Here is a 26,535-nt window from a genome sequence, read left to right as displayed (position 1 = left end):
AAGTTGTCTCCAACTTCTGGGGGTCAGTTCACACGCGGGAGAGGGAGTACACAAACGGTTTGTCCGGAGTCCGCAGCACTTGCCAGCCTGGCGAACGTTCGACCGGCTTGCCACCAGCCTGCTAAGCGCGGCTGAACATCGACTTCCTGATAATGGCATGCACTCCCCAGTTGCCATTCACCACCTGCGTGATGCCAAAATCCACCGCAACAGAGATCAGCGCGACCGCCTCGTCCTCACTCAGCCCCTTGACCGACATAAGGAAGCGGCGTGTCTTGCGGAAGGCGTCGCGCATGGCGTCGTCCAGGGTGGACTTCAGGTAGATGTGGCTCTGCGCCATCTGGCCCAGTTCAGCCAGGTGGTTCGGCGAGCTGAAGCCATGCAGGATCCATTCGTCGGCGGTTTCCACCAGCGGGTAGCTCAGGTCGGCGAAGGGAGCGTCGCGATCGATCATGGTGCTCTTGTGCAGGATGAGCTGGAAGTCACCGGTGAGTGAGCATTCGATGGCCGTGCCGCACAGCTCGGAGTCTCCCTGCGAGGCATGGGGATCGCCAATTGACAGCAGGGCGCCCGGTACGGCCACCCTGAGATAGACGCTGGCGCCCCGGGTGACGCGCCAGTTGTCCAGGTTGCCGGCGAAGCTGGAGGGCGGGATGGAGTCGATCAGGCCGTCCTGCGCCGGCGCCACGGCGATGACGCCGAAGTGGGGGCGGACCGGTATCTCGATATCGCGCAGCACGTCGTAGTTCTTGACGATGGTGTCGTGGTCGACTGGCACGCCGGGATAGTCGATGGTCGGGTGCAGCACGCCGAACGGATCGCGCTGCGGCGTCCAGCGGAAGTTGTAGACCGCGCGCGCACGGCTGTCGGCGCGTTCGCAATCGATCTCGAAGACGGTGACCACTTCGCGCTCGCGCGGCTCGGTCAGCATGTCGCGATAATGAAAGCCCCACCAGGTCGCAGCGTTGCTGCCGAAGGCCCTGCCGGCAAAGCGCGGGTTGCAGCACGGGCGCGGGCGCACGTCCAGGATGCGCACCTCCAGCACATCGCCGGGCATGGCGCCGCGCACCGCGACCGGGCCGGTGCAGATATGCACGCCAAAGCCTTCGCCGGCGCCGCGGCCATAGACCGAGGCGTCGATGGGGCCCGCGCCGCGCCGGTTGACGTTCTTCTGATCTGCGGTCCAGTGAAAGACGCTTTCGGCGCCGGCGTCGCCGTCGATCATGCGTTCCCGGTCGTCAGAGGCGTGCTGCGTCAGTGTTTCGATGGTGACGGTGTCGCCGGGCATGACCTCGAGCACAGGCGGCAGGTCGTGGCTGAGATAGCCCCAGTGCACGGTCTTGTCCGTGGCCTGCAGCCAGTGGTGCCGGCCTTCCGGGCGGGCGGCATGCGAGCGCGCCTGGGTGATGGGGACGATGGTGGGCGCCGCTTGCAGGCGCGCAGCAGAGCCATCGTTCGCGGGCGCGCCAGGGCTGGCGGGAGCGCGTTTCGCATGGGCCGGAAGCCCTCGGGAGACATTCTGCGGTGGGCGATGCTCGGGCGTGTTCGCCGTCTGCTCACGGTAGGCGCGGGGCGAAATCCCGAACTGTTCGCGAAACGCGTGGCTGAAGTGCGAAGGGTCGTTGAAGCCCCAGCGATAGCAGATGTCGGAGACCGAGAGCTTGTCGTATTGGTGGTTCGCCAGGTCGGCCCGGCATCGCTCGAGCCGGCTGGTGCGCAGGTAGGCGGAAAAGCTGCTGCCGGATTTCTCAAAGAGCTTCTGCAGGTAGCGGGCCGACATGCGCTCGTCCGCGGCGATGGCGGCGAGGCTGAGTTCCGGCTCGGCAAGGCGTGCGTCGATGCGGCTGCAGACGCGCGCAAAGACGGCCGCGCGCGAGGGCGTCATGTCAGGCGGTGCGCTGGGCTGGCTGTCGGCCAGCGCGGCGTCAAGGCAGGCAGTGATGGTGTTGTCGAAGGGCTGGATGGCCTTGGCGTTTGCGGACACGATGGTGTCGAAGCTGGCCGCCATGGACTGGAGCAGGCGGGCAAACAGTTCCGCGGCGTCGCCGCTCAGCACCAGCGCGGAGCGAGGCAAGGGGGCCGTGATGCGTGCGCTGAGCAATGCCTGGCCGATATGCACGATCAGCATCCGGAAGCTGGTGGCCAGGGCCAGCCTGCGGGCGGCGTGTTCCGGCACGCAGACCACCTGCCCCGGCCGCAGCGGTTCACGCAGTTCCGGCGCGGCGAGGTGCGCTTCGCCTTCGGTCAGCATCAGCAGCATCAGGCCGCGGCCGTCGCCGCTGGTGATGGCCAGCGTCTGGGGGACCGATGCAATGCAGGTCAGCTCGATGCCCGCGGGGGTGGTCCGCGATTCGATCGTGCCGTGCAGGGTGTGATCGGCGCACAGGCTTTCGCAATGCAGGCGTGCGGCGCGCAGTTCGTCACGCCAGGCTGCGCCGCGCCGGTTGCGTGGATAGGCTTCGGTGGAAAAACGCAAAAGGTGCAATTGAGCCTCCCTGGCATCACGCTGCAACAGCGAAAACGGGCGGACATTGCTGTCCGCCGCTCATCCAAAGCATTTCCTGCGAAGGCCAGGCCCTCCGCTAGCCGAACAGCAACTGCCCCCGCATCGCGGCCACCAGTACGAATCCGGCGAACGTGCCAAAGATGGCGAAGATCCCGCCGAGCACGTTCGGGGCCGGTATCGGCGCACGTACCGCAGTGTAGATAACGCCAGTCACCAAGCCAACGGCTGCGGCCTGCAGCTCGGTGCTGCCCAATGCAATTTCCACCATGGCATTCCCCAATCTCATGAATTGCGCGTGATTCAGCGGCTTTCCGGCGGCCGCCCGAAGGCGATGGTCCTGCGCCATGCGTGCACGATCAGATAGCCGATGTAGGTGAAGAGGATGGCGCAGATCCCGCCGGTGACGTTTGGCGCGGGGATCGGCAGGTTCAGCCAGGAATACAGCGTGCCGGTGACCAGGCCGACAATCAGTGCAACCAGTTCGTTGCGTCCTATGTAGACGTATTGCATGCGGCGCTCTCCCTTTGTATTGAGTTGATGGCTCAGCCCTTGTCCTTGGGCGGGAAGATCGAGCGCGGCATGGTGCAATGGATGCCCTGGGTGCCATCGACGACCTGCGTCACGCCGAAGTCAGCCGAGACGCTCATGAGCGAATAGGCATCGTCGCGCGAGAGTCCCTGTTGCTCGGTCAGCAGGTGGATCATGTCGCGGGCCGCGTTCTTGCCGGCTTCATCCAGGTCCTCATGGAAGCCATGGACGACCCAGCAATCCGGCGTTTCCAGCAGCGGCGACGGGAAGTGGAAGTCCTTGCGCAGCACGATCTGGAACAGGACGTTCAATGAGGCCTCGATGGCGGTGCCGCTGATCTCGCCGTCGCCTTGCGAGATATGCGGGTCGCCGATCGAGAACAGCGCGCCATCCACCTGCACCGGGTAGTACATGGTGGCGCCCGCGCCGATGCGCCAGTTGTCGATATTGCCGCCATGCAGGCCAGGCTCGACGGTGGTGACGCGGCCGCGCGCGTCGGGCGCGACGCCAGCGGTGCCCAGGTGCGGGCGCACGGGAACGCGCACACCGGCCAGCGCGGGCTGCCGGCAGCATTCCCGGTCATCCACGAGCTTGCCGGGGATGGTCATCTTGCCGGGGTAGTCGAAGGCGTACAGGGCATGCGCGGTGTTGGAGCGCTGGTCCAGTTCATAGATGGTGACCCGCTCCTTCTCGAACTCTTTGTACAGCTGGCCCCAGTGGGCCGCGGCATTCGCCCCGAAACGGAAGCGCGGAATCATCTGCAGGTAGCGCACCTCCAGCACGTCGCCGGGCTTGGCGTCTTCGACATAGATGGGGCCGGTCATGATGTGCACGCCGGGGTTGCGGTCGTCGTGGGGAATCGCCCGGAAGATCTCGCGAATGGCGTCGTCCATCATCAGGTCGGGGGCATCGCCGGCATGGTGGGTCACCGCTTCGGCGCGAATGAGGTCGCCGCTTTTCACGGTCAGGGCGGGCGCCTTGGCGGCATCGAAGTAGCCCCAATGGACGGTCTCGGGGCGGGCGGGCAGGTCGTGCAGCATGTTGTCTCCTATGTTTTCTTGCAGCCGTGTCCGCAGCCGTTCACCCGGTGAGCGGCTGGATTCGATGAGGTAATCAGGGACACTGGCTATGCGTGGCAGGCGGGGTATGCCTGGTACCGCGCGGCAGTCCTGCTGGCGCCGCGCGGTGAGTCAATACTAGGGACAGGGCGTTGCGGGGCAGTAGGGCGATTCACCCCAAACTCTTGTGTTGCTGCGTACTAAGGTAAACCCGCTGCACGATGCCGGGTCGCGGCGGACTGTTAATTCGAAGTTGACATCGTGTCAACGATCTATGGAATTGTCGACAACACCTTGACAGTGCGGAAGCCCGGCAGAGCCTGGGGCCGATGCTGAGGATGGCAGGCGCCCTGGGTATGGATGCCGCGCAGGTTGCGGGGCTGAAGGCCGCCGGGGGTGGTGCAAGTGGCTGTGCGGGGCCGGCGCAATGCCGGCGCCTGCTATTGCTATTGCGATGGCGCCTCGGGCCATTTCCCCTTGCGGGGGAAGCGCATATCGAACTCGGTGAACACGTGCTCCTCGGAGCGGCAGCTGATGCTTGCCCCCCAGCTGTTCAGCACCTTCTGGCAAAACGCCAGTCCGATGCCGGTGCCGCGATGCGCCGGGTAAGAGAAGAAGGGCTGGAACATCCGGGCCAGCACTTGCGGCGGCACGCCCGTGGCGGTGTCGCGGAACATTACATGGACGGCGTCGGGCCGGACCTCGCAACGGATATGGATGGTGCCCTTGCCGGCCCGCTTGGTCGCTTCCAGTGCGTTCTTCAGCAAGTTGGTCGTGACCAGCCCGAACAACTGGGCGTTGCCCATCACATAGGCGGGGCCAGGCAGGTCGACAGTGACCAGATCCAGGTCGCTGTGCTCGAACGGAAACCGGCCGACAGCGTCGCGGATCACGCCGCCCAGTTCGAACAGCTCCTGCGTGGCGTTGTCCGGGTTCTTGGAGTTGGCGACCAGCAGTTCAATGCTGTTGCTGATATGGGCCAGGTCTGACTCCATCCGGGCCACGGCCTGCATCAGGCCGTCGCGCTGCGGCGTGTCCTGGTCCAGGGCCGCCGGCAGCCGCGCCTTGAGGCCCCTGGCAGTCATGGCCAGGCTGGTCAGCGGCGTGCGCAATTCGTGCGCGACGGTGGCCAGCGCGGCGGCCATCCCGCGCCGCTTCTGTTCGGCCAGCAACTGGCGGTCCATCTTGATCACCACCAGCACCGCGATGACAAAGCCGATCACCGGCAGCTGCAGCAGTACCGGCTCCCACGGGATTACACCCATGGAGTTGCCCGCCAGCACGAACAGCGCGATGGCTGCGGCGGCCCCTGAGAACAAGGCAATGGTCGCGAACGCGGTGTTGAAGTGATACAGGATCACCACCGCGATGATGACCGATTCTGCCCACACCATGGAGCCGCCGTTCTCCAGGTAGAAGAAGATAAAGGCGAACGGCAGGCCTACGGTAATCGCAAAGAGCGCATAGGGCGGCAGCCAGCGCCGGTCCGAGAAGGCGGAGGCGAACAGCAACGGCACGAACAACGCGGTGCAGACCAGGCGCAGCCAGAGGTTTTCATAGGGCTGCGGGAAGATGTAGGACCAGATCACGTAGTACAGCGGGTGTCCGATCACGCCCAGCGCGCCCACCATCTGGATCCGGCGCAGCCGGATGACGCTCTCCTCGTCCAGCAGGGTGGCCCGCGCGGCGGTCTCGAACACGGTCTGCCACGCATGGCGGGCGACGCCGGCAAGTGAGGTGCGGCCGTCTTCCGCTTGCGCTACCTTTGCATCCATCTCCAGGACTACTCCTCGCGGGAGCCTGCCAGCGGCCCGCTTGTGGGATTTTGAGACTTGCGCCGGGCCCGGCGCGTCGAGGACCACTCATCCAGCCGGACTTCGTCGCGGATGCTGGCGAGCACGCCGACCAGGCGGTCGATTTCATTGGCGGCAAGTTTCGCATGCAGCGTAAGTCGCATCAATGCCCGATTCTTGGGTGTTGCCGGCGCACAGAATACCGCGCCGAAGATTCCGCGGCGCTGCAGCGCATCGCGCAGCACCTTGACTTGCGGCTCGGTTCCCGCCTCCAGGCCGATGATCTGCTCGGAGCCCTCGCTGATGTTGTAGCCCAGTTCGGCAATCGCAGCCCGGGTGTCGCGGGTGATGGCGTGCAGGCGCGCACGGCGCTCATCCGCCGTGGCGACGAAATCCGTCACGGCATCGAACCACGCAACCTCATGGCGCAGCAGCCCGGAACTGAAAATGGCCGGCCGGGACTCAACCGCGAAGAAGTCCTTGAAGTCGGTCGAACAGGCAACATAGCCGGCACGGCCGGCGAACGCCTTGGCCAGCGAGGCCGTGCGGAAGTGTACGCGCTCAGACAGCCCGAGCGCGCGCACCAGGCCGCCGCCAGACGGCCCATGGGTGCCGAGCGAGTGCGACTCGTCCACCACCAGCACGCAGCCCGATGCCTCCGCCAGGTCGACATAGTCCTCCAGCGGCGCCACGCTGCCGGTGGTGCTGTAGACCGAGTCCACCATGATCACGCCCGGGCCGAAGCGCTCAAGCTGGCGGCGCACGTGCTCGCAATCGTTGTGGCGCACCGGCACGGCCTGCGCGCCCGCGGCGATGATGCCCTCCCACAGGGAGGCATGCCCGTTCATGTCGATATAGACCGGAATGCCGGGGCCGGCAATGCACTGCACTAGGCCGACGTTGGCGGCCCAGCCGGACTGGGCGATCAGCCCGTCCTCGGCCTGCATCAGGTCTGCGATCTTGCGCTCGACCCGCCGCTGCGGGGTGTCGCCGTGCCGGAACACGGACGACATCAGCAACTCCGGCTCTTCATTGAGGAAGGCCCGCGCCTGCGCCTGTACCAGCGAGGATTCGCCGAGCAGGCAGAGATAGTCGTTGCTGCTCAGGTGCAGTGCATCGGGCCCGGGCGTGCGTCCGTGAAGCAGATGATCGCCGCCCCAGAGCTTGCCCATCCGCTCGTCGAAATGTTGTGCCATCCGCGCCGTGATCCATGGCGGCAGCGTGGGGGCTTTAGCGCGAGAGGCGTGGCGCATCGGGTGCGGAGGCTCGGCTTCGGAGAACATCGGCTTTCCTTCTACAGGTCGGGTAATTAGTGAGATCGGTGGCAAGGCTCTGCATGGCGGTTGCGGCAAAAGTTGCCGTCCGCGCGCGACGCGGCCGCACCCAGTCCTTCCGGCGAGGTGCCATTGCTGACAAGTCGGGGGAGTCCTGTTGACGTAGCGACCACTGTGCCAGCCTTACTCAGCGATTGTGACCGGACTTCCACCAATCCAACGTCCGTTTGGAGTGGGGGGTGCCGGGTTGAGACGGCCGCGTCGTGGCCACATCCTTCGCTGGTCGATTGGCCGATTTCTCACTAAAAAATGCCTTTTTCATCACTTATGTGATGCTTGCGCTACCTGTTGCGCCGGTCCTTGAGCCCGGACCGGGCGTGGCTTGCGCTTGGCGGGACCTTGTCAGGCCCGGGACTGCCGAATGCTCATCCTCAGTCTTGGTGAAGAACGTCCTTTTTGCACGCCCTGTTTACAGGCAGGCGGCCCCGGCAGCGCGCCATAGCCAGGAAGCGGTGCAACATTGGACTTGGCACCAAGGGCGGGAAACAAGGGGGACTGCCGGGTACGCAGGTTGCGGCCGGCGGCGATCGCCGCCAGCGTGAGGTGGCTGGCGGCGAGTGGGGGAGGGGATGGGGTGGCTTCGGAGAGGGGGCGCTGCCCATGGCGCTTCCAGGCTGGTGGCTTTGGCGCAGGGGTACAGGGCAGCAGCGTGCTGAGACGCTTGTGTCGGGGGCGCCTTACGCCTGGCCTGCCTCGTCGGTCAGCGCGGAAACGTCGACGATATACATCTGCCGCTCGGAGTCGTGGATCGAATCGATGCACACGTGCCGCCCGTCGCGGCTCCAGCGTGGATGCAGGTCGCAGCGGTTTTCCTTCTTCAGGTCCGGGCTGGTGTAGTAGCTGCCCAGGTCATGGCGCACACCCTGCGCCATGTCGAAGAGAAACAGCACGCGCTCGTTGGTGTGCGCGTCGGGATAGGTGTCGCTGAGCAGCCAGCGCTTGTTGGTGGGCGAGAAAGTCATGTGGCCGTTCTCGGTCAGGATGTCGTCGCCGATGACTTCAACCTTACCGCCGGGGCTGTCGTGGTAGAGGTGATAGTGGATGCTGCCCGCGTGCGGTCCCCACACGATGATGTGGCTGTCGTCCTGCCAGAGCGGATGGGAGATCTGGTACTCGGACTTCTCATAGTCGAAGGTGCCGACCGCGCTTGGATCGAAGTCTTCGGCCAGCTGCGGCAGCGGATGGTCGGAGCATTCGAGCAAACGCATGTCGCTGCCGTCCGGATTGATCGTGATCAGCCGGTGCAGGAAGCAGGTTTCGTCCTCGACCCGTTCGGTCCAGCGGTGCAGCAGCAGCACGCGCGAGGAGGACGGGTTGATTTCGATGTGGCTGACCCAATGGATGGCCTTGTCCATCGAGGCGCGCGGATGGAAATTGCGCAGGGCAGCGTAGCTCACGACCAGGCGCGTCTGGCCGGTGCGCAGGTCCATGTAGTGGATGCCGTCGTCGGCGGGAGCGTTGGCGAGCGCGGGCTGCGTGCCGTGGTCGCTGTAGCCGATGGTCTGGTGCGTGACGTAGAGGCGGCGGTAGTCCACGCACAGCGCGTAGCGGCTGTCCGGCGCGACCACATAGACGGGCATCGGCAGCTGGCGCGCTTCGCCGGTGTCGAGGTTGCAGATGGTGGCGCCCAGGTTGGGATAGAAGGCCTTCGCGTCCTGGGTGCGGCAGTTGTAGACAAGCTGGCGCTGCGCTTCGCCATCCAGCCATTGCAGCTGCGAGCCCATCTGCCAGTTCCACGCGGTGGTTTCCCCCACGCGATGGAAGCGGTCGTTGTCCTGCAGGTCGAAGTAGCCGATCTCTGCAACCAGGTCGGGGGTCAGGTCAGCATCGGCCACCGGCACGCGCTGCGCCAGCAGGTAGCGGCCCCTGCGGTCCCAGTTGGTCTTGTTGTAATAGCCGAAGAAGTGATGATGCTCGCCCGCGCCGACGCGGCGGCAGGGCAGCGGCGTGGCAATGATGCGTTCCGTTGACATGAAGCGTGTGTGTCCGTGTTGAAGCTGAAGTCTGGAAGGGTCAATGGCTGGCCGCGCGGCCAGCCATGAAGGGGAGTGTCCGTGCGCGGATGGAAGCCGCTTATTCGGCGGTGATCTTGCCCTTCTGGATCACCTGGTCCCAGCGCACTTTCTCCGCGGCGACGAACTTCTGCGCGGCATCGCGCGTATTGGCCACCGGGGTCATGCCCTGCTCTTGCAGTCCCTGCCGGAACTCCGGCGTGGCCACGATCTGGCGGATATCGGCGTTGAGCTTGTCCGCGATCGCATCCGGCACCCTGGCGCCAACCGCAACCGTGGTCCAGGAAGTCGCCACGAACGACGGGTAGCCGGCTTCGCTGGCAGTGGGCACATCGGGCAGCGCGGCCGAGCGGGTCTTGCCGGTCACCGCCAGCGCCTTGAGCTTGCCGGAGCGGATATAGGCCAGCGTGGTGGGCGGATTCTCGAACATCATGTCGATCTGGCCGCCGAGAAGATCCGTCATGGCCGCTGAGCTGCCCTTGTACGGCACGTGCGTGATCGGCGCATTGGCGTTGAGCCGGAACAGCTCGCCCATCATGTGCACCGAGGAACCGACGCCGGCCGAGCCGAAGGTTCGGGTATCTGGCTGCTGGCGCGCCAGGCTGGCCAGTTGCTGCAGGTTGTTCACCGCCAGCTTCGGGTTGACCACCACCACGTGCGGCATCTCCGCCAGCACCGTCACGACCTTGAGATCGGTGGCGGGGTTGTAGTTCAGCTTCTTGAAGGTGGCATAGGTGGCGTGCAGGCCCAGCGAGCCCAGCAGCAGCGTGTAGCCGTCGGGCGCCGCATCGACCACGGCCTTGCCCCCGATATGGCCACCGGCGCCGGGCCGGTTCTCGACCACCACCGATTGCTTGTAGAGCTTGCCCAGCCGGTCGGCCAGCATGCGTGCCTGCAGGTCCGAGCTGCCCCCCGCGCTGAACGGCACGATGATCCGGATCGTGTGGTCCGGATAACCCGGCTGGGCGAGCGCGCCGCCAGTGCCGGCGATGGCCAGCACGGCCGCAACGATCGCGCGTTTCCAAACATTCCGGGGCGAATGCCGCTTCATCACTTTTCTCCTTGGGTTCTGGTCCTGCCGTCTTGGAAGCGGCAATGCGAAGCGAGTGTAGAGGAGGGGTTGGCATTCTGAATAATTCTTTGTTCAATGCACCCTATGCAGATTTGATATACATTGCCCGACTCGCCCGTCCCTTGCCGATGCCATGTCCCGTCCCCTTAACTTCCGCCAGATCGAGGCGTTCCGCGCGGTCATGCTGACCGGAACCACGACCGCTGCCGCTGCCATGCTGCATACGACCCAGCCGTCGGTGAGCCGTTTACTGGCCCAGATGCAGGCGGCGACTGAGCTGAAGCTGTTCGATATCCAGAAAGGCCGGTTGCGGCCGACGCAGGAGGCGCGGCGCCTGTTCGACACGGTGCAGAACCACTTCCAGGGGCTGGCGCGCATCGAGCAGGACGTGGCGGTGCTGCGCAAGTCCGGCACCGGCGTGCTGCGTATCGGTTGCACGCCTTCACTCGGGCTGGGAGTGATGCCCAAGGTCATCCGGCCGTTCACCGAGCGCCACCCGGACGTGCATATCAGCCTGCAAACGGTCGGCGGGCACCAGTTGCGCGAAGGGTTGCTGCATGGCCTGTACGACCTGGTGCTGACCACCAGCGAGATCGATCATCCGCATCTCGATGTCAACGTGGTGCACCAGTCGGGGGCGGTGTGCGTCATGCACCCGGAACACGCGCTGGCAGCGCGCGACACCCTTCGCGTGCGCGACTTGCGCGGGCAGTTCCTGATCCTGCTGAACGCAGACGATGCGCTGCACCTGGCGGTGCAGCGGCTCATGCAAAAAGCCGGCGTCGAGCCGTCGGCGACCATCGAGACCACTTACTCAGGCACGATCTGCACGATGGCCGCCGAAGGGGCGGGCATAGGGATCGTCAATCCCTATGTCGCGGCTGTATTCGGACACGGCTTGCGCGTGGTGCCGCTCGCACCACGCTGCCCGGTGGAGGTGCGCATGGCGTTCTCCGGGCATTCCGCGCCATCGGAGATCGCAGAGGAATTCGCGGCGCTGCTGGCGGCGCATTTTCGCGTGCGCTCGCCGTTGGCGGAGAAGGCGGGGCGGGTGCGGGGCTGAAGGCGGCGGGCGGGTTGTAACGTCCCGGGCAGTCGTTCAGTCCAGCGACACGCCGAGCTTGCGGATCAGTTCGCCCCAGCGCGTACGCCCCGCGGCCAGCCATTGCGTTGCCGCTGCGCCGTTGCTCGTCTGCGGCCGCACGCCTTGTGCCAGCAGCTTCTTCTGGAAATCCGCGTCCGCGAAGACGGTCTTGAGCTGCTGCTCCCAGCGTGCACGGATGGCCGCGGGCGTGCCTGAGGGCAGGAACATGACGAAGGCGAACTCGGCATCGAAGTTGGCGATGCCGGTCTCTGCCACCGTCGGCACGTCCGGGAGCAAGGGGTCGCGCTTGAGGCCGGACACCGCAAGCGCGACCAGCTTGCCGCCCTTGATGTATTGCACGGCGGTCGGCGTGGCCAGGAATCCTGCCGGTACCTGACCCGCGAGCACGTCGCTCAGCGCTGGCGCATTGCCCTTGTAGGGGACATGGGTGCCCCGGATCTGCGTGCGTGCCTTCAGCATCTCGAACACAATATGGCCCGGCGATGCAACGCCAGCCGATGCATAGGACAGGTCTTTGTCCTTGCCGGCAGCCAGGAACTGCTTCAGGTCGCGGATTTTCAGGCCGGGATGCGTGACCAGCACCTGATTGAAGGTGCCGGCCAGGCCAACCGGCTCCAGGTCGCGGACCGGGTCGAACGACATCTTGCGATAGGCGAACGGGTTGACGGTGACCAGGGTGTCTGTCGACATCAGCAACGTGTAGCCGTCCGGCGTCGCATGCGCGACGGCTTCGGCACCGATATTGCCGCCGGCGCCGGAGCGGTTCTCCACCACGACGGGCTGCTTCAGGTCGCGCCCGGCACGCTCGGCAATGAGCCGTGCCACGGTGTCGAGCGGGCCACCTGCAGGAAAGTTGACGATCAGGCGGACCGGCTTGGCCGGGTAGGCATCCTGCGCGCAGGCGGGGGCCGCGGCCGCCAGCATGGCTGCGGCGATCAGCATTCGGAAGGGACGGCGTGTCATGGTTGTCTCCGTGGATATTGTTGTCATGGGGTGCTGCCGCTGGTGGTGCGGGCGGACCCGGTTCAGGCCAGCGCGGTCGGATTGGGGCTGGCGTCGCTGTGCGAGATCATCGTGGCCAGCAGCTGGTGCAGCAGCGCCTGGCGCGTGCCTGACAGCGCCGGCACATCCCACAGGTTGTGCGATTCGGTTGGGTCGCTTTCAAGGTCGTAGAGTTCGCCCCACGGCGCGCCTTCGTACACACTGAGCCGATAGCGCGCGGTTTGCAGCGTCCGCATGCGCGTGCGCATCGGGAAGCCGAACATGGTGCGCTGGTTCTCTTCCTCGATCAGCAGGGCTTCCCGCGGCAATGCCTCGCCGGCGATGGCGGGCAGCAGCGACAGGCCTTGCATGCCGTTGTAGGGCGCGCAGCCGGCGCGCGCGAGGATCGACGGCGCGATATCGATGCTCGAGCACAGTGCCTGGCTGCGCGCAGCGCCGGCATCGGTGGCCGTGCGCGCTGCGGGTTCCGACCAGATCAGCGGCGTGCGGATCAGGCCCTGGTAGTGCAGCGGCCCTTTCCAGAGCAGCTGGTGATCGCCGAAGAAGTCGCCATGGTCGCTGGTGAACAGGACCACAGTGTCGCGATCCAGGCCGAGCGCGGCCAGGTGCGTCATCACGCGGCCGATGGTGTCGTCGATATGCGCGATCGAGCCATAGTTCAGCGCCAGCGCTTCGCGGGCCTCGCGCGCCGTGCAGGCGAACATCGCCGGCGTATGCTTGACGGCGCGGCCGGCGTCGCGCTGCGCGTGCATCCAGCGCAGGTGCGGCGGCGCCAGCGCCGGATCGGCGTCGAACGAGGGTGGCAGGGCCATGTCCTCGGGCCGGTACATGTCCCAGAAGCGGCCGGGTGGCGTGAACGGGTGATGGGGATCCGGAAACGAACACTGGATCATGAAGGGGGCGTCCTCCTGCGCATATTGCCCGAGCAGGTCAATGGTGCGATCGCCGATCCATGCCGTGGTCGACAGCGTTTCCGGTACGCGCGTGCGCCAGGCCTGCCGCGCTTCGGCCAACACATAGCCAGGTGTCGGGATGGCATGCTCCTGGCCGCAGGCGCGCGCTACCTCGGGATGGCGCTGCTCCAGCCAGCGCCGGTAATGCCCGCCGGCCGTGTCGCCATGGTCGGTCACCAGCTGCACGTCGGCAAAGCCGTAATACGGCAGGGACATGGCGAAGTCAGGATCGTCGCGCCAGGCCGGTCCCCATTCCTGGTCGAAGCGCCCGCTTTCAGGCCGGCGCGCTTCGCCCTCCGTGCGCGGATCGCCGGGACGTGGCCAGACGGGCGCAAGGCCGGTCATGTTCTGCAGATGCGATTTGCCGACCAGGCCCGTGCGATAGCCGGCATCGCGCAGCCGCTCGACAAACGTCGTCTGTGACAGCGGCAAGGGAATGCCATTGTGGCGCGCGCCGTGTACCGACGGCATGCGCCCGGTCATCAGCGATGCGCGGTTCGGCATGCAGATCGGCGAGGCCACATAGCAGCGCTCTGCCACCCAGCCATGGCTGCCGAGCCGGTCGATATTGGGCGTCTGCACCACGGCGTTGCCATAGATGCCGAGATGGTCGGCGCGATGCTGGTCCGTGATGAACAGCAGGAAATTGGGGCGGGCGCTGGCGGGAATGCTGGACGGGGGCATGGCAATGGCGGCTTGCGGGGGATGGAAAAATTATTGCATCGTCCGCAATTCCATTGAAATGATTAATATGACCTCTGCTATAACCTGAAACTCATACCATGGATTGGACCCAACGGATGCGTATCCGCCAGCTGCATGTGCTGGTGGCGCTACATGAAACCCGCAATGTCAGCCGTACCGCTGCGCGCCTGAACATGACCCAGCCGGCCCTGTCGCGCTGGCTGGCCGAGCTGGAGAGTGAACTGGGGGTGGCGCTGTTCGAGCGGCATTCGCGCGGCCTGGTGCCGACCCGCTTCTGCGAAGCGCTGGTGGTGCATGCCCGTACCATCCTCAATGAGATCGAACGCACCCAGGCCACCATTCGCGTGATGGCAGAAGGCGCGGCTGGGCAACTGGCGATCGGCGCGACGCCAACCGTATCGGTCGATCTGCTGCCGTCGGCGATCAGCCGGTTCCGCGAGCGCTTTCCCGATGCCCACCTGACGCTGGCAGAGGGCACCGTCGAAGACATGCTGCCGGCCCTGCGCGAAGGGCGGCTGGACTTCGTCATGGGGCGTACCGAAGTGCAGGGCATCGACGGCGCGCTGCGCTGCGACCTGCTATATCCGGAGACCATCCGCGTGATCGCCGGCCCCACGCATCCGCTCGCGCGCAAGCGCAAGGTCGGGTGGGCGGATACGCGCGCCTACACCTGGGTGGGGCCGCCCGTGACCAGCCAGATCCGGCGCGAGCTGGACTACGAACTGGCACTGGCCGGCGAACCCGCGCCATGCGTGCGGATCGAGAGCGCGACGTTGCTTGCCAACGTGTCGCTGCTGCAGCAGGGAGAGCTGCTGGCCGTGATGTCAGGCCGGATGGCAGCATTCTTCAGTCGCCTGGGGCAGGTGGCGATATTGCGGCTGCCATACCGGCGCGAGGGCATGGTCGGCGTGCTCCGGCGCCGGGACACCGAGCAGACGCCGCTGCGGCAGGCGTTCATGGACGCGCTGGCTGCCAGCGCGCACGGATAGTCAGCTAGTCAGCAAGGACGCCATCCGGCTACCGCGCCGGTTGCCTCGCATCTGGCTCAGGTCCACTCCCCTCCAGCGCCGCCCCACGCGCCTCCATCGTCCTGCGCGCAATATTGAGCTGGTGGATCTGCGTCGTGCCTTCATACAGCCGGAACAACCGCACATCGCGATAGAAGCGCTCGGCCACGGTGCGTGCCATATACCCGCTGCCGCCGAACACCTGCACCGCGCGGTCGGCCACGCGGCCGGACATTTCAGAGGCGAACAGCTTGCACATCGACGCCTCCATGGTCACGTCCTCGCCGGCGTCGCGTTTGCGCGCGGTGTCGAGCACCAGTGCGCGGGCGGCGTGCAGTTCCGTATTGCTGTCGGCAATCATCTGCTGCACCAGCTGGTAGTCCGCGATCGGCTTGCCGAACTGCCGGCGCTGCGCCGCGTAGCGGACCATCTCGTCGACCAGCCGGATGGCGGGCCCCACGCACAGGCCGGCCAGGTTGATGCGCTGCTTGTTGAGCGCCTTCATCGCCGTCTTGAAGCCGACATTGGGTTTGCCGCCGACGATGGCGCTGGCCGGCACGCGGCAGTCCTTCAGGTAGACATCGCCAACGGGCGAGCCGTGCTGTCCCATCTTGCATTCCGGTTCGCTGGTGCTGAGGCCCGGGGTGCCGCGCTCGATCAGGAAGGCGCTGATGCCATGCGCGCCGGGCGTATCGGGCTCGGTGCGGGCGAACACGGTGAACAGGTCCGCGATCGGGGCATTGGTGATAAAGCACTTGCTGCCGTTCAGCACGTAGTGATCGCCGTCTTGCCTTGCGGTGGTTTGCAGCGATGTCGCATCGGAGCCGGCTTCCGGTTCGGTCAGAGCAAAGCAGCCGGTCACTTTGCCGGAGGCCAGTTGCGGCAGGTAGCGCTGCCGCTGTGCTTCGGTGCCGTCGGCCACCAGCGATTCGGAGGCGATGCCGGTATTGCCGCCGAAGCGGGCACGGAACACGGTGGCGGCCTGCGAGACCTCGATGTTCACCAGCGCCAGCTCCTCGGTGGTCAGTCCTGCGCCACCGTACGCTTCAGGGATGCTGTGGCCGAACAGGCCGAGGCGGCGCATCTGCTCGACCACGGGCTCGGGGATGACATCGGTGCGGTCGATCTCCGCCTCTAGCGGGATGCAGGTTTCGAGCACGAAGCGGCGGATATCGGCAAGCAGCGCTTGCTGGCGGGCGGAGTCGCGGATCATGGGATGTTTCCGGTAGGTTGGATGAGCGTGTGCGGCTACTGTGCCGTGATGCCGGCGGTCTTCAGCACGCCGGTCCATTTCTTGGTTTCCGTGTCCAGGAAGCGGTCGAATGCGGCGGTGGATTGCGGTGTCAGTTCCATGCCGAGCTCGGCCAGGCGGTGAGCCGTGGCGGGGTCGGAGGTTGCCTGCGCGGCGGCCTCGGCCAGCTTGCGCACCACCGCGTCCGGCGTGCCCTGCGGCGCGACCAGGCCGAACCACCCGCCCACTTCATAGCCGGGCAGGCGCGCGGCCTCGGCCACGGTGGGCACGTCGGGCATCACGGCCGAGCGTCTTGCCGAAGTCACCGCCAGCGCGCGCAGCTTGCCGCTTTGCACCTGCTGGCGGGCAATGGCCGAGGTCAGCGCCATCATCGAGACGCGCGCGCCCAGCAGGTCGCTCATGGCCTCGGGCTGGCCCTTGTAGGGCACGTGGGTGAGCTTCACTTGCGTCATCTGCGCCAGCAGTTCGGCCGAGAGATGGTTCGAGGTGCCGACGCCCGCGCTGGCGTAGGTCAGCGTGCCGGGCTTGCTGCGCGCGGCGTCGAGCAGTTCAGGCAGCGTGCGCAGCGGCGACGAAGCCGGCACCACGATCACGTTGGGTACGGCACCAATGCCCGCCACCGCGCGGAAGTCCTTGCCGCCCTTGCCCTGGATCGACGGGTTCAGCAGCGGCCCGACCACATAGCTGGGGCTGACCGCCAGCAGCGTATAGCCGTCGGCGGGTGACCGGGCGACGAAGTCCGCGCCGATGGCGCCGCCGGCGCCGGTCTTGTTCTCGACGATGACGGGCTGCTTCAGCACCTTGGCCATGTTCTCCGCGGTGATGCGGGTGACGGAGTCGACCACGCCGCCCGCCGAGAACGGCACGATGATCCGTATCGGGCGGTCCGGGAAGCGCGCCGCATTGTCAGGGGCGGCCAGCGCTGGCAGCGGCATCAGCGCGGCGCAGGCCAGCATGCCGGCAGCGAGCCGGCGCAACGGTTGGATGGCATCCATCTTGTCTCCTTGGGTTGCCTGCGCCGGGGGATTTCCCGCGGCGCGTTTTCATGCGGGCCTCTGGCGGGCCGCTTGTCATTGCCGGCGACATCGCCGGCAGACTGCATTGCTGCGTCCTGTCGCTTAGCGCGCGCAGCTCAGTTCGATCTGCCGCACCGCCTCGCGCAGCCTTGGCGCCACTTCGCGCTCGAGCATGTTGTCGCGGTTGCGCGATGCGGCGATGGTGCAGTTCAGCGCAAACGGGTCTTCGTGCAGCGACTGGCGCACGGGTGCCGCGATCGCGTGGATCTCCGGCCGCCACTCGCCGCGGCTCAGGCAGTAGCCGTGCGCGCGGAAGTGCTTCTGGTCGTCCGCCCACATCTGGCGCTCGACGTTGAAGCGCTCCGGATCGTCCACGCGCAGCCGGTTCAGCAGCGCCGTGCGCTCGTCGGCGCTGCAGGCCAGCAAGACTGCGCGGCCGATCGCGCTGGCCAGCAGCGGCCGGGTGCTGCCGATGTCCGGCTGGTAGAGGTTGCCGGGATCCAGCCGGCAACTGTCCACGTACACCACCGACAACCGCTCGCGCATGCCCAGGTTCACCGTGCAGCCGGTTTCCCGCGCAATGGCCTCCATATACGGCCGCGCCACCTGGCGGATCGCCAGCCCGGCCAGCATTGGGTAGGCCAGCGCCAGCACGCCGGCGCCGAGCCGGTACTTCTGGTTGCCGGGCACGCGGCTCAGGAAGCCGAGCAGCCCCAGCGTGTAGGTCAGCCGCGACACCGTCGCCTTGGGCAGTCCCGTGCGCGCCACGATGTCCTGGTTGCCCAGCACCGGGCTGGACGGCGTGAAGGCACGCAGCACCTCCAGCCCGCGCGCCAGGTTGGTGGCGAACTGGCGGTCGGTGGCCAGTGCATCCTCGCTGGCCAGGCCTGGCAAGGGCAGGTGTTCCGGGTTGCGGTCCATGCTGTGCGGTGGTTGCTTGGGTTCCATGCTGGGATCCGGAGATGGGGGCGTCAATGTTGTAGCACGACCGTTCCGCACAGCGAAACCGTGCTTGCATCCGGGCCAGCCGCCTGCCACCTTGCAGCAGACGCCAATGCCGCCGGAGGCCCGCCATGCAAGACCAGGACACACACGCTGTATCGCCAGACGCACACTGCACGGGCCCGCTGGGCGGACTGCGCATCCTCGACATGGCCACCGTGGTGGCCGGCCCGTTTTCCGCCACGCTGTGTGCCGACATGGGCGCCGATGTGGTCAAGCTAGAACTGCCCGACGGCAGCGATCCGCTGCGCGGGCTGGAGCCGGTTACCGATGACCACGCCCTGTACTGGAAGGTGACCAACCGCGGCAAGCGCGGCATCTCGCTCGACGTGCGCACGCCGCGCGGCCGCGAAATCTTCCTGCGCTTGCTGCCCCAGTTCGATGTGCTGGTCGAGAACTTCCGCACCGGCACGCTGGCGCGCTGGGGGCTGGATCTCGACACCCTGCATGCGGCCAACCCGAAGCTGATCGTGCTGCGGCTGACCGGCTTCGGCCAGACCGGGCCCGATGCGGCGCGGCCGGGCTTCGCCCGCATCTTTGAAGCCAGGAGCGGCTTCACCAACCTGGCGGGCACCGCGCAGAGCGGGCCGATGCATATGAACTACCCGGTGGGGGACATGATCGCGGGGCTGTTCGGCGCCTTTGCGATTGCCACTGCGGTGGCAGAGCAGCGCGCCAGGCCTGGCCTGCCGGGCCGCGAAATCGATCTGGCAGCCACGGAGGCGCTGTTCCGCCTGCTGGACCCGCTGGCCATCGAGTATGAACAACTGGGGCATGTGCGCCAGCGCGCCGGCAATCGCACCACCTATGCGGCGCCGTCCAATATGTACCGCACCGCGGACGACGTCTGGGTCACGGTGGTGGCCTCCTCCGACGCCACCTTCCGCCGGCTGGCCGAGGCCATGGGCGTGCCGCAACTGGCGCAGGCGCCGGAATACGCCACCAACGCCGGGCGCGTGCGCAACATCGAAGCGCTGGACGGCAGCATTGCCGAGTGGTTTGCGGCGCAGCCCTATGCTGCCGTGGCGGCCCGGCTGGAGCAGTGCCAGGTGCCGTTCAGCAAGGTGTTCAGCATCGCCGATATCGTCGACGATCCGCAGATGGCGGCGCGCCAGGCCATCGTGCGGCTGCCCGATCCGGACCTGGGCTCGGTGCCGGCGCCATGCGTGGTGCCGCGCTTCTCGGGCTATGCACCGCCGTCACCGCGTACCGGGCCGGATGTGGGCGAACACAATGCCGAGGTCTATGGGCGGCTTGGTATCGGGGATGAGGAGCTGGCCCGGCTGCGGGCGGAGGGCGTGGTCTGATCGGCGCTCGGCGAGTTCAGCGGCGCGGACCGTTTCACTGCAGCGCCGCGCGCAACTGCATTTCCGCCTTCCGGACTTCCTCAAGCACCAACCCGGCCACCCATGTGCGCCTGGTCTTGTTCATCCGGGACATCACCGAGGCGACACTCAAGGCGGCGTAGTGCCCCTGGCTGATCTCGAACGCGGCGCCAACCCCACCGGCGCCCGCGGTCACCAGGTTTTCGCTTTCCGAATAGCCCTGGCGCCGCGTGCGCTCCACCAGTTCGAGCAGGCGCAGCCGCGTCAGGCCGGCGGCGTCGTATTCGTCGCGATGGCGCCGGTATAGCGCGTCGATCTCCGCATCGGACAGCCTGGCCAGCAAGGCCAGCCCGGCGGTGCCGATCCCCAGCAGGCGCAGGCTGCCGACCATCAGGGTATGGGCCTTGATCGGGTAGCTGCCTTCCTCCATATGCAGGCAGTGTCCGTAGTCGCCGTTGCGGATGACCAGGAACACCGTGTCCTCGGTCTGGCGGGCCAGCGACTGCAGCATCGGGCGGCAACTGACCAGCACCGGCGCCCGGCTCATCGCAGTCAGGCCAAGCTGCATGGATTCGATGCCGAGGCGGTACTTCTTGGTGTCTGCCTCGCGCTCGACAAAGCCCGCATGCACCAGCCCCGACACCAGCCGGAACGCGGTACTGCGGTCCAGCCCGGTTGCCACCAGCAGTTCCGCCAGTTCGATGCCGCGCTCATGGGCGGCGCCGATGCACTTGAGCAGCGCCAGTGCGCGCGACAGGCTCTGGGTGCCTGCCACGCCGGTTTCCGCCGGCCCCTTGGCAGCCTGATTTTTGGTCATGATCACAATGTAATCAGATTAATCAAAATTGCTTGTAGTGTAATCGACGTTCCGCTGGAATAGAAAACAGAGACCACGGCCAGCGTCCGGGAGCCGCGCCCGGCACCGGGACGCCAGTGGCCACCATTCCAGAGGAGACGACATGACCCAGTACAAGTACGTGCACGCCCCCCATGCCCGGCCGGTGGAGGGTGCTGCAACCCGGCGTACCGCGCGCTGGCAGCAGCGGCCCGAGCAATCCAACTGGGGCGATTTCGGACCCGACGACCAGCTGGGCCGCCTCAACCTGATCACACCTGAAAAGGTCAGGCAGGGCGCGGCGGAGGTCAGGGAAGGGCTGCGCTTCTGCCTGAGCCTGCCGCTGGACTTCCCGGGCGGCAATGCGCTGAACCCGCGGCGCCACCCGCCCGTCATCAAGCCGACGCCGCGCGCGCTGGGGCTGGGCATGAACTTCGCGCTGGCGCGCGAAAACGCCGACCTCACCGACGTGGTCTGCGACGACTGCGTGCACATGTTCCTGCAGTACTCGACGCAATGGGATGCGCTGGCGCACGTGGGCGGGCATTTCGATGCCGATGGCGACGGTGTCAGCGAAATGGTCTACTACAACGGCTTCCGGGCGGGCGTCGACGTGCAGGGGCCGGACGATGATCCGGCGCTGGACGGCCAGTCGCGCGCACTGGCGCTTGGCATCGAGAAGATCGCCGAGCACGGCGTGCAGGGCCGCGCGGTAATGGTGGACCTGCGCGCGCACCTTGGCGACGGGCATACCCTCGTTGGCTACCGGCAACTGGCGCAGATCATGCGCGACGATGGCGTGACGGTCGAGCCGGGCGACATCCTTTGCCTGCACACGGGGTTTGCGCAACTGCTGCTGGAGCGCAACCGCCAGCCTGAGCCGGACATGGCCGAGCGTTTCGGCGCGGCGCTTGACGGGCGCGACCCGGAACTGCACCAGTGGATCATCGACAGCGGGATCGCCGCCATCGTGGCTGACAACTACGGCGTGGAGGCCATCCCCGCGCGCCCGCAGGCGGGCCCGTGCGCCTTCCTGCCGCTGCATGAGCTGTGCCTGTTCAAGCTGGGAATGCCGTTTGGAGAGCTGTGGTACCTGACACCCCTGGCGCAATGGCTGCGCGCCAACGGGCGCAACCGCTTCCTGTTGACCGCGCCGCCGCTGCGGCTGCCTGGCGCAGTGGGCTCGCCGGTGACACCGGTTGGCACGGTCTGAGCGGGGGCGACCATGGCGGAACGTACCTTGTTCGACTTGCTCGACGCCGCGCCTGCCGATGCGGTAGCGCTGCGCTTCGAGGGCAGCACGATCACGTACGGCGCGCTGCGCGAGCGCGCCTTGCGCATCGCCGGCGGCCTGCGCCGGCATGGCATCGGCCACGGCGATGTGGTGGGCCTGTGGCTGCCGAACGTGCCGGACTGGCTTTGCGTTGCCTTTGCCTGCGCCCGCATCGGCGCCAGCGTCATGAGCCTGAACATGCGGTATGGCGCAAAGGAAGCCGGCGACTTCATCCGCCGTGCCCGCTGCAAGGCGCTGGTCTACATGCCGGCGTACCGGGGCAAGGACTATGACGCCCTGATGGGCGCGGTGGAGCCGCACAGCCTGGCCACGCTTGCGCTTGCGGTGCCATTGCTGCAGGCGCCGGTGCATGCGCCATCGGACCGCGCCGGCGCGGTGGCGCACCCGTGGCCACGGGTGGCGCGCGTTGACCTGGATGAACTGGCTGGCGCTGCGCCAGATGCTGTTGCAGGCGGCGAGCCCGGCGATGCGTGCATCATCCTGTCCTCGTCCGGCACCACCAGCCAGCCCAAGCTGATCGTCCATGGCCAGGGCCGGGTGGCGCGGCACGCGGGCGACGTGGCGGCCGCCCTTGCCATGCAGGGCGGCGACGCCAGGCTGCTGCTGGCGATCCCGCTGTGCGGCGCCTTCGGCTACACCGTTGCCATGACCGCGCTGGCCGCCCGGGCGCCGCTGACGCTGGTCGAGAACTTCGAGCCGGCCGAGACCGCGCGCCTGCTGGTGGCGGACGGCATCACGCACATGTTCGGCACCAACGACATGCTGGACAAGCTGCTGGACGTGGGCGGCCCGGAATGGAAGCCGCAGGCGCTGCGCATATACGGGCATGCCAACTTCACGCCGGGGCTGACGGCTTTGCCGCAGCGGGCGCAGCAGCGCGGCATTGCCATGCGCGGCTGCTATGGCCTGAGTGAAACCCTGGCGCTGTTCGCCAGCCAGCCGGCACAAGCCTCGCTGGCGCGGCGCGAGCAATCGGGCGGCGTGCCGCTGGCGCCGGCGGCGCGCGTGCGCGTGCGCTCGCTGGAGACCCGCGAGTGCCTGCCGCCGGGTGAATCCGGTGAACTCGAGCTGCTCACCCCCGACGTCATGCTTGGCTATCTCGATGACGCTGCGGCTACTGCCGCCGCCTTTACCGACGACGGCTACCTGCGTACCGGCGACCTGGCCTACCTGAACGGCGATGGCGGCTTCACGCACCTGTCGCGCATCGGCGATGTGCTTCGCATCGGCGGCTACCTGGTCAATCCGCTGGAGATCGAAGAGGTGGTGCTGTCGGCCAGCGGCGCCGCTGCGTGCCAGGTGGTCGCCGTGGAGGCCCACGGCAGCGCCCGGCCGGTGGCCTTCGTCATGGGCGGCAGCGGCTATACCCATGCCGAGGCTGCGGTGCTGGCCGCATGCAAGGCGCAGCTGGCGGTGTTCAAGGTGCCGATCCGCGTGTTCCGGGTCGATGCCTTTCCGGTGACCCCGAGCCCGAACGGCGAAAAGGTCCGCAAGAACGAACTGCGCACGATGGCCCAGCAGATGCTGGCGGCCGAGGAGACTGCACGATGCTGAAATGGACCCACTGGGATCTTCCCTTCTTCGACGCCAGCCATGCCGCCCTGGCGCGCGAACTCGATGACTGGCAGCAGCGCCAGGCCGCGCTGGCGCCGGAACTGGAAACCCTGCCGCTGCCGGCCCAGTGCCGCCGCCTGGCCGCCGAGCTGGGCCAGGCCGGGCTGCTGCGCTACTCGGTGCCGACGCTGCAGGGTGACGCACGCCCGGCGCTGGACCTGCGCTCGGTTTGCATGGTGCGCGAAGCCTTGTCGTATGGCTCGGCGCTGGCGGATTTTGTGTTCTCGATGCAAGGCATCGGTGCCGCCCCACTGTGGCTGCATGGCAGCGCAGCCTTGCGCGAGCGCTTTCTGGACGGCTGCCGGCAAGGCGGGCAGATCGCGGCCTTTGCGCTGACTGAGCCCGAGGGCGGATCGGATGTGGCCGCTACCGCGACCACTGCCACGCGGCGCGGCGATGTCTATGTGCTGGACGGCGCCAAGACGTATATCTCCAACGGCGGCATTGCCGACTACTACGTGATCGTGGCGCGCTCCGAACAGGCGCCCGGCGCCAAGGGGCTGTCCGCCTTCCTGGTCGAAGCCGGCACCCCCGGGCTGACCATCGACACCAGCCTGGAGATCGTCGCGCCGCACCCTCTGGCCACGCTGCACCTGCGCCATTGCGAAGTGCCGGCCGCCCACCTGCTGGGTGCGCCGGGCGACGGCTTCAAGGTGGCGATGTCGGTGCTGGACATCTTCCGCTCGTCGGTCGGCGCCGCCGCCGTCGGGATCGCGCGCCGCGCGCTGGACGAGACCGTGGCGCGCATGGGCAGCCGCTCGCTGTTCGGCAAGCCCATGGCCGAGATGGACACGGTGCGCATGCGCGTGGCCGACATGGCGCTGGACATGGAAGCCGCCGCGCTGCTGGTCTATCGCGCCGCGTGGCTGCGCGACGTGCGCCAGGCCACCATCACCCGCGAGGCCGCGATGGCCAAGCTGGGCGGGACCGAGGCCGCGTTCCGCGTGGTGGACAGCGCCGTACAGCTGTTCGGCGCGCTCGGGATCACGCAAGGGTGCGTGATCGAGCAGCTGTTCCGCGACGTGCGGCCGATGCGCATCTACGAAGGGGCTTCGGAGATCCAGAAGCTGATCATCGGACGCAAGGTGCTGGGCGCACAGCGCTAGGGACCGCACCGCATTTCTTAATACAAGGAGTATCGATGGCTACAAGACGACGCGTGCTGGTCACCGGCGCGAGCAAGGGCATCGGGCGCGCCACGCTGGCGCGCCTGCGCGAGGACGGTTATGAGGCCATTGGCCTGGCACGGACCCGGCCGGCAGACCTGGCTGACGACCCGGCCTTTCATTGCTGCGACCTGAATGACCTGGCGCAGACGCGGGCGCTGGTGTCGCGGCTGGCCGCGCAGGGGCCGTTCTATGCGCTTGTCAACAACGCGGCGATGGCGCCGACCACCTCGCTGGCCGACGCCTCGCTCGCCGACATGGACGACGCGATGCGCGTCAATGTCAATGCGCCGCTGGTGTGCGCCCAGGCGCTGCTGCCGGGCATGCGCGCGCAGGGCGCCGGGCGCATCGTCAACCTGTCGTCGCGCGCGGCGCTGGGCAAGGTGAATCGCACGGCGTACAGCGCGAGCAAGGCCGCGGTGATCGGCATGAGCCGCACCTGGGCGCTGGAACTGGCGGCGTCCGGCATCACGGTGAACGTGATCGCCCCCGGGCCGATCGCCACCGAGCTGTTCCGCACGGCCAGCCCGCCGGACGACCCCAAGACCCGGGCGCTGATGGCGGCGGTGCCGGTTCAGCGCGTGGGCGCGCCGGAAGAGATCGCGCATGCGATCGCCTTCCTGCTGGACGAGCGTTCCGGGTTCATGACGGGGCAGACGCTGCATATCGACGGCGGCCTTACGGTCAGCGCGGTCCGGGTCTGAGCCGGGCCGGGCGCCAGTGATTTCCCGACGCCGGCACTGAACCGTGCGCGGGCCACGCAAAGAGAGGAGACACGACATGAAAGTGCTGGATGCAGAGGGCGGCGGCCAAGGCGGCGCCGACACGGGTGGCGATCATGATGTGGGCGCCGCGAGCGGCAAGGGGAGCGCGCGGGAGCGCGGTGTGTCAGCGCGGCGGCGCAGCGTGCTGCGCGGCCTGTCGGCAGGCCTGCTGGCGCCGCTGGGCTGGCCGGCCACGTCGGCGCTGGCCACGACCGGAGCCGGCGCCTATCCGAACCGGCCGGTGCGCCTGGTCGTTCCGTTCGCCCCCGGTGGCGCCACCGACACGCTGGGCCGGCTGCTCGGCCGCGCCATGGAGTCCTCGCTGGCCCAGCCGATGGTGGTGGACAACCGCGTTGGTGCGGCGGGGGCCATCGGGGCCACGGCCGTGGCCAAGAGCCCGGCTGACGGCTATTCCGTGCTGCTGGGGGGCGTGGGCACCAACATCGTGCTGGCCTACACGCAGCCGTCGCTGCCGTATGACCCGGTGCGGGACCTGATGCCGGTGGCCTACCTCTGCAATGTCGACTATGTGCTGACGGTCGCCGCCGGCAGCCCGTACCGCTCGCTCGACGATCTGCTTGCGGCGGCGCGCAAGCGGCCGCGGGCGGTTTCCTACATGTCCACCGGCATGCTTGGTCCGCTGCATGTCGCGCTCGAATACCTGAGCAAGCGCGCTGGCGTATCGATGGTGCACGTGCCGTACAAGGGCGAAAGCCCGGCGCTGGCCGACCTGCTGGAAGGCCGCATCGACGTGGCCGTGATGACCGTGCCATTCACGCGCCCGCTGGTGCAGGACGGCCGCGTGCGCGTGCTTGCCACCATCAGCGCCGAGCGCACGGCCAGCATGCCCGACGTGCCGACCGTGGCGGAACTGGGCTTTCCCGGCTATGCCGTGCCGATCTGGAACGGCCTGTTCGTGCCGGCCGGGACGCCGGCGCCAGTCGCCGAGCGCCTGCACGCGGCGGCGGCAGCGGCCATCGGCGCGCCCGCGATGCGCGAGCGCATGGTAGCGCTGGGGGTCACGCCCACCGGCGGCACCATTGCCGGCTATGCCAGGTTCCTGCAGTCCGAGCGCGAGCGCTGGACCGCAATGATCCGCGACACCGGACTGATGGCCGGGTAGCCGACCGCACCAGCGACGCAAGACGTTGCCACCCCATCGCAAGACCCGACAACGCCGCATCGTACGGCG

The 26,535-nt window shown here is 67.4% G+C and carries 22 protein-coding genes; 8 read left to right on the top strand and 14 right to left on the bottom strand.

The annotated features are described in order from the left end of the window. Nucleotides 1-121 precede the first annotated feature (121 nt). The 8 genes from CF68_RS33015 to CF68_RS32980 all read right to left on the bottom strand — a co-directional run bounded on the left by CF68_RS33015 (nucleotide 122) and on the right by CF68_RS32980 (nucleotide 10,282). Nucleotides 122-2,485, bottom strand: coding sequence for an acetamidase/formamidase family protein (locus CF68_RS33015; RefSeq protein WP_035827383.1), 2,364 nt, complete (start codon nucleotides 2,483-2,485; stop codon nucleotides 122-124). A gap of 97 nt (nucleotides 2,486-2,582) precedes the next feature. Further along, nucleotides 2,583-2,774, bottom strand: a complete 192-nt coding sequence (locus tag CF68_RS33010) for a DUF1427 family protein (RefSeq protein WP_010812533.1) — start codon at nucleotides 2,772-2,774, stop codon at nucleotides 2,583-2,585. Nucleotides 2,775-2,806: 32 nt separating this feature from the next. Next, nucleotides 2,807-3,016 carry a XapX domain-containing protein gene (locus CF68_RS33005; RefSeq protein ID WP_010812532.1) on the bottom strand — a complete coding sequence of 70 codons (210 nt, stop codon included), beginning with the start codon at nucleotides 3,014-3,016 and terminating at the stop codon, nucleotides 2,807-2,809. 32 nt (nucleotides 3,017-3,048) lie between these two features. Beyond that, the gene (locus CF68_RS33000; RefSeq protein WP_035827381.1) at nucleotides 3,049-4,074 is read right to left on the bottom strand and encodes an acetamidase/formamidase family protein; all 1,026 of its coding nucleotides are present in this window, start codon (nucleotides 4,072-4,074) and stop codon (nucleotides 3,049-3,051) included. A gap of 464 nt (nucleotides 4,075-4,538) precedes the next feature. Further along, nucleotides 4,539-5,867 carry a HAMP domain-containing sensor histidine kinase gene (locus CF68_RS32995; protein WP_035827374.1) on the bottom strand — a complete coding sequence of 443 codons (1,329 nt, stop codon included), beginning with the start codon at nucleotides 5,865-5,867 and terminating at the stop codon, nucleotides 4,539-4,541. Between the two features lie 8 nt (nucleotides 5,868-5,875). Beyond that, entirely contained in the window at nucleotides 5,876-7,168 is a 1,293-nt protein-coding gene (cqsA, locus tag CF68_RS32990; protein ID WP_035827373.1) for an alpha-hydroxyketone-type quorum-sensing autoinducer synthase, read from the bottom strand. Between the two features lie 728 nt (nucleotides 7,169-7,896). Further along, nucleotides 7,897-9,192 (bottom strand): hypothetical protein, encoded by a 1,296-nt coding sequence (locus CF68_RS32985; RefSeq protein WP_035827372.1) that lies wholly within the window; start codon nucleotides 9,190-9,192, stop codon nucleotides 7,897-7,899. 100 nt (nucleotides 9,193-9,292) lie between these two features. Beyond that, the gene (locus tag CF68_RS32980; RefSeq protein ID WP_152548595.1) at nucleotides 9,293-10,282 is read right to left on the bottom strand and encodes a tripartite tricarboxylate transporter substrate binding protein; all 990 of its coding nucleotides are present in this window, start codon (nucleotides 10,280-10,282) and stop codon (nucleotides 9,293-9,295) included. Nucleotides 10,283-10,436: 154 nt separating this feature from the next. On the opposite strand from CF68_RS32980, the gene CF68_RS32975 reads away from it, so the two are divergent. Beyond that, nucleotides 10,437-11,366, top strand: a complete 930-nt coding sequence (locus tag CF68_RS32975; protein WP_035827368.1) for a LysR substrate-binding domain-containing protein — start codon at nucleotides 10,437-10,439, stop codon at nucleotides 11,364-11,366. 36 nt (nucleotides 11,367-11,402) lie between these two features. On the opposite strand, the gene CF68_RS32970 is transcribed toward CF68_RS32975, so the two are convergent. Both CF68_RS32970 and CF68_RS32965 read right to left on the bottom strand, forming a co-directional pair. Beyond that, entirely contained in the window at nucleotides 11,403-12,371 is a 969-nt protein-coding gene (locus CF68_RS32970) for a tripartite tricarboxylate transporter substrate binding protein (protein ID WP_035827366.1), read from the bottom strand. Between the two features lie 62 nt (nucleotides 12,372-12,433). Next, the gene (locus CF68_RS32965) at nucleotides 12,434-14,047 is read right to left on the bottom strand and encodes a sulfatase (RefSeq protein ID WP_035827362.1); all 1,614 of its coding nucleotides are present in this window, start codon (nucleotides 14,045-14,047) and stop codon (nucleotides 12,434-12,436) included. Between the two features lie 98 nt (nucleotides 14,048-14,145). On the opposite strand from CF68_RS32965, the gene CF68_RS32960 reads away from it, so the two are divergent. Further along, a complete protein-coding gene (locus tag CF68_RS32960; protein WP_035827359.1) occupies nucleotides 14,146-15,057 on the top strand; it encodes a LysR family transcriptional regulator in 912 nt (303 codons plus the stop codon). Nucleotides 15,058-15,085: 28 nt separating this feature from the next. Here CF68_RS32960 and CF68_RS32955 read toward each other — a convergent pair whose 3' ends face one another. The 3 genes from CF68_RS32955 to CF68_RS32945 all read right to left on the bottom strand — a co-directional run bounded on the left by CF68_RS32955 (nucleotide 15,086) and on the right by CF68_RS32945 (nucleotide 18,291). Beyond that, on the bottom strand, nucleotides 15,086-16,288 hold the full coding sequence (locus CF68_RS32955) for an acyl-CoA dehydrogenase family protein (RefSeq protein ID WP_035827357.1): 1,203 nt from the start codon (nucleotides 16,286-16,288) through the stop codon (nucleotides 15,086-15,088). A gap of 35 nt (nucleotides 16,289-16,323) precedes the next feature. Further along, nucleotides 16,324-17,322 (bottom strand): tripartite tricarboxylate transporter substrate binding protein, encoded by a 999-nt coding sequence (locus tag CF68_RS32950; RefSeq protein ID WP_035827356.1) that lies wholly within the window; start codon nucleotides 17,320-17,322, stop codon nucleotides 16,324-16,326. A 123-nt stretch (nucleotides 17,323-17,445) separates the two neighbouring features. After that, nucleotides 17,446-18,291: an IclR family transcriptional regulator gene (locus CF68_RS32945; RefSeq protein ID WP_013952140.1), complete on the bottom strand. Its 846-nt coding sequence runs from the start codon at nucleotides 18,289-18,291 to the stop codon at nucleotides 17,446-17,448. Nucleotides 18,292-18,416: 125 nt separating this feature from the next. Between CF68_RS32945 and CF68_RS32940 the strand changes: the two genes are divergently transcribed. Then, a complete protein-coding gene (locus CF68_RS32940) occupies nucleotides 18,417-19,652 on the top strand; it encodes a CaiB/BaiF CoA-transferase family protein (RefSeq protein WP_035827353.1) in 1,236 nt (411 codons plus the stop codon). A 34-nt stretch (nucleotides 19,653-19,686) separates the two neighbouring features. On the opposite strand, the gene CF68_RS32935 is transcribed toward CF68_RS32940, so the two are convergent. Further along, on the bottom strand, nucleotides 19,687-20,487 hold the full coding sequence (locus CF68_RS32935) for an IclR family transcriptional regulator (RefSeq protein WP_051591804.1): 801 nt from the start codon (nucleotides 20,485-20,487) through the stop codon (nucleotides 19,687-19,689). A 142-nt stretch (nucleotides 20,488-20,629) separates the two neighbouring features. Here CF68_RS32935 and CF68_RS32930 point away from each other — a divergent pair, with 142 nt between their 5' ends. The 5 genes from CF68_RS32930 (at nucleotide 20,630) to CF68_RS32910 (ending at nucleotide 26,466) form a co-directional block, all read left to right on the top strand. Continuing rightward, on the top strand, nucleotides 20,630-21,718 hold the full coding sequence (locus CF68_RS32930) for a cyclase family protein (RefSeq protein WP_084187583.1): 1,089 nt from the start codon (nucleotides 20,630-20,632) through the stop codon (nucleotides 21,716-21,718). Between the two features lie 12 nt (nucleotides 21,719-21,730). After that, entirely contained in the window at nucleotides 21,731-23,353 is a 1,623-nt protein-coding gene (locus CF68_RS32925) for an AMP-binding protein (RefSeq protein ID WP_035827348.1), read from the top strand. After that, nucleotides 23,347-24,519, top strand: coding sequence for an acyl-CoA dehydrogenase family protein (locus tag CF68_RS32920; RefSeq protein ID WP_035827346.1), 1,173 nt, complete (start codon nucleotides 23,347-23,349; stop codon nucleotides 24,517-24,519). Before CF68_RS32925 ends, CF68_RS32920 begins: the two co-directional genes overlap by 7 nt. Nucleotides 24,520-24,554: 35 nt before the next feature. Beyond that, the gene (locus CF68_RS32915; protein WP_035827343.1) at nucleotides 24,555-25,283 is read left to right on the top strand and encodes an SDR family oxidoreductase; all 729 of its coding nucleotides are present in this window, start codon (nucleotides 24,555-24,557) and stop codon (nucleotides 25,281-25,283) included. 76 nt (nucleotides 25,284-25,359) lie between these two features. Next, nucleotides 25,360-26,466 (top strand): tripartite tricarboxylate transporter substrate binding protein, encoded by a 1,107-nt coding sequence (locus CF68_RS32910; protein WP_051591803.1) that lies wholly within the window; start codon nucleotides 25,360-25,362, stop codon nucleotides 26,464-26,466. The last annotated feature ends 69 nt before the right edge of the window (nucleotides 26,467-26,535 follow it).

The organism is Cupriavidus sp. SK-4 (genome assembly GCF_000611125.1).
GTDB classification, from domain to species: domain Bacteria; phylum Pseudomonadota; class Gammaproteobacteria; order Burkholderiales; family Burkholderiaceae; genus Cupriavidus; species Cupriavidus necator.
Note: the sequence above shows the minus strand (reverse complement) of the source record. Positions and strands in the feature narration are given on the sequence as shown.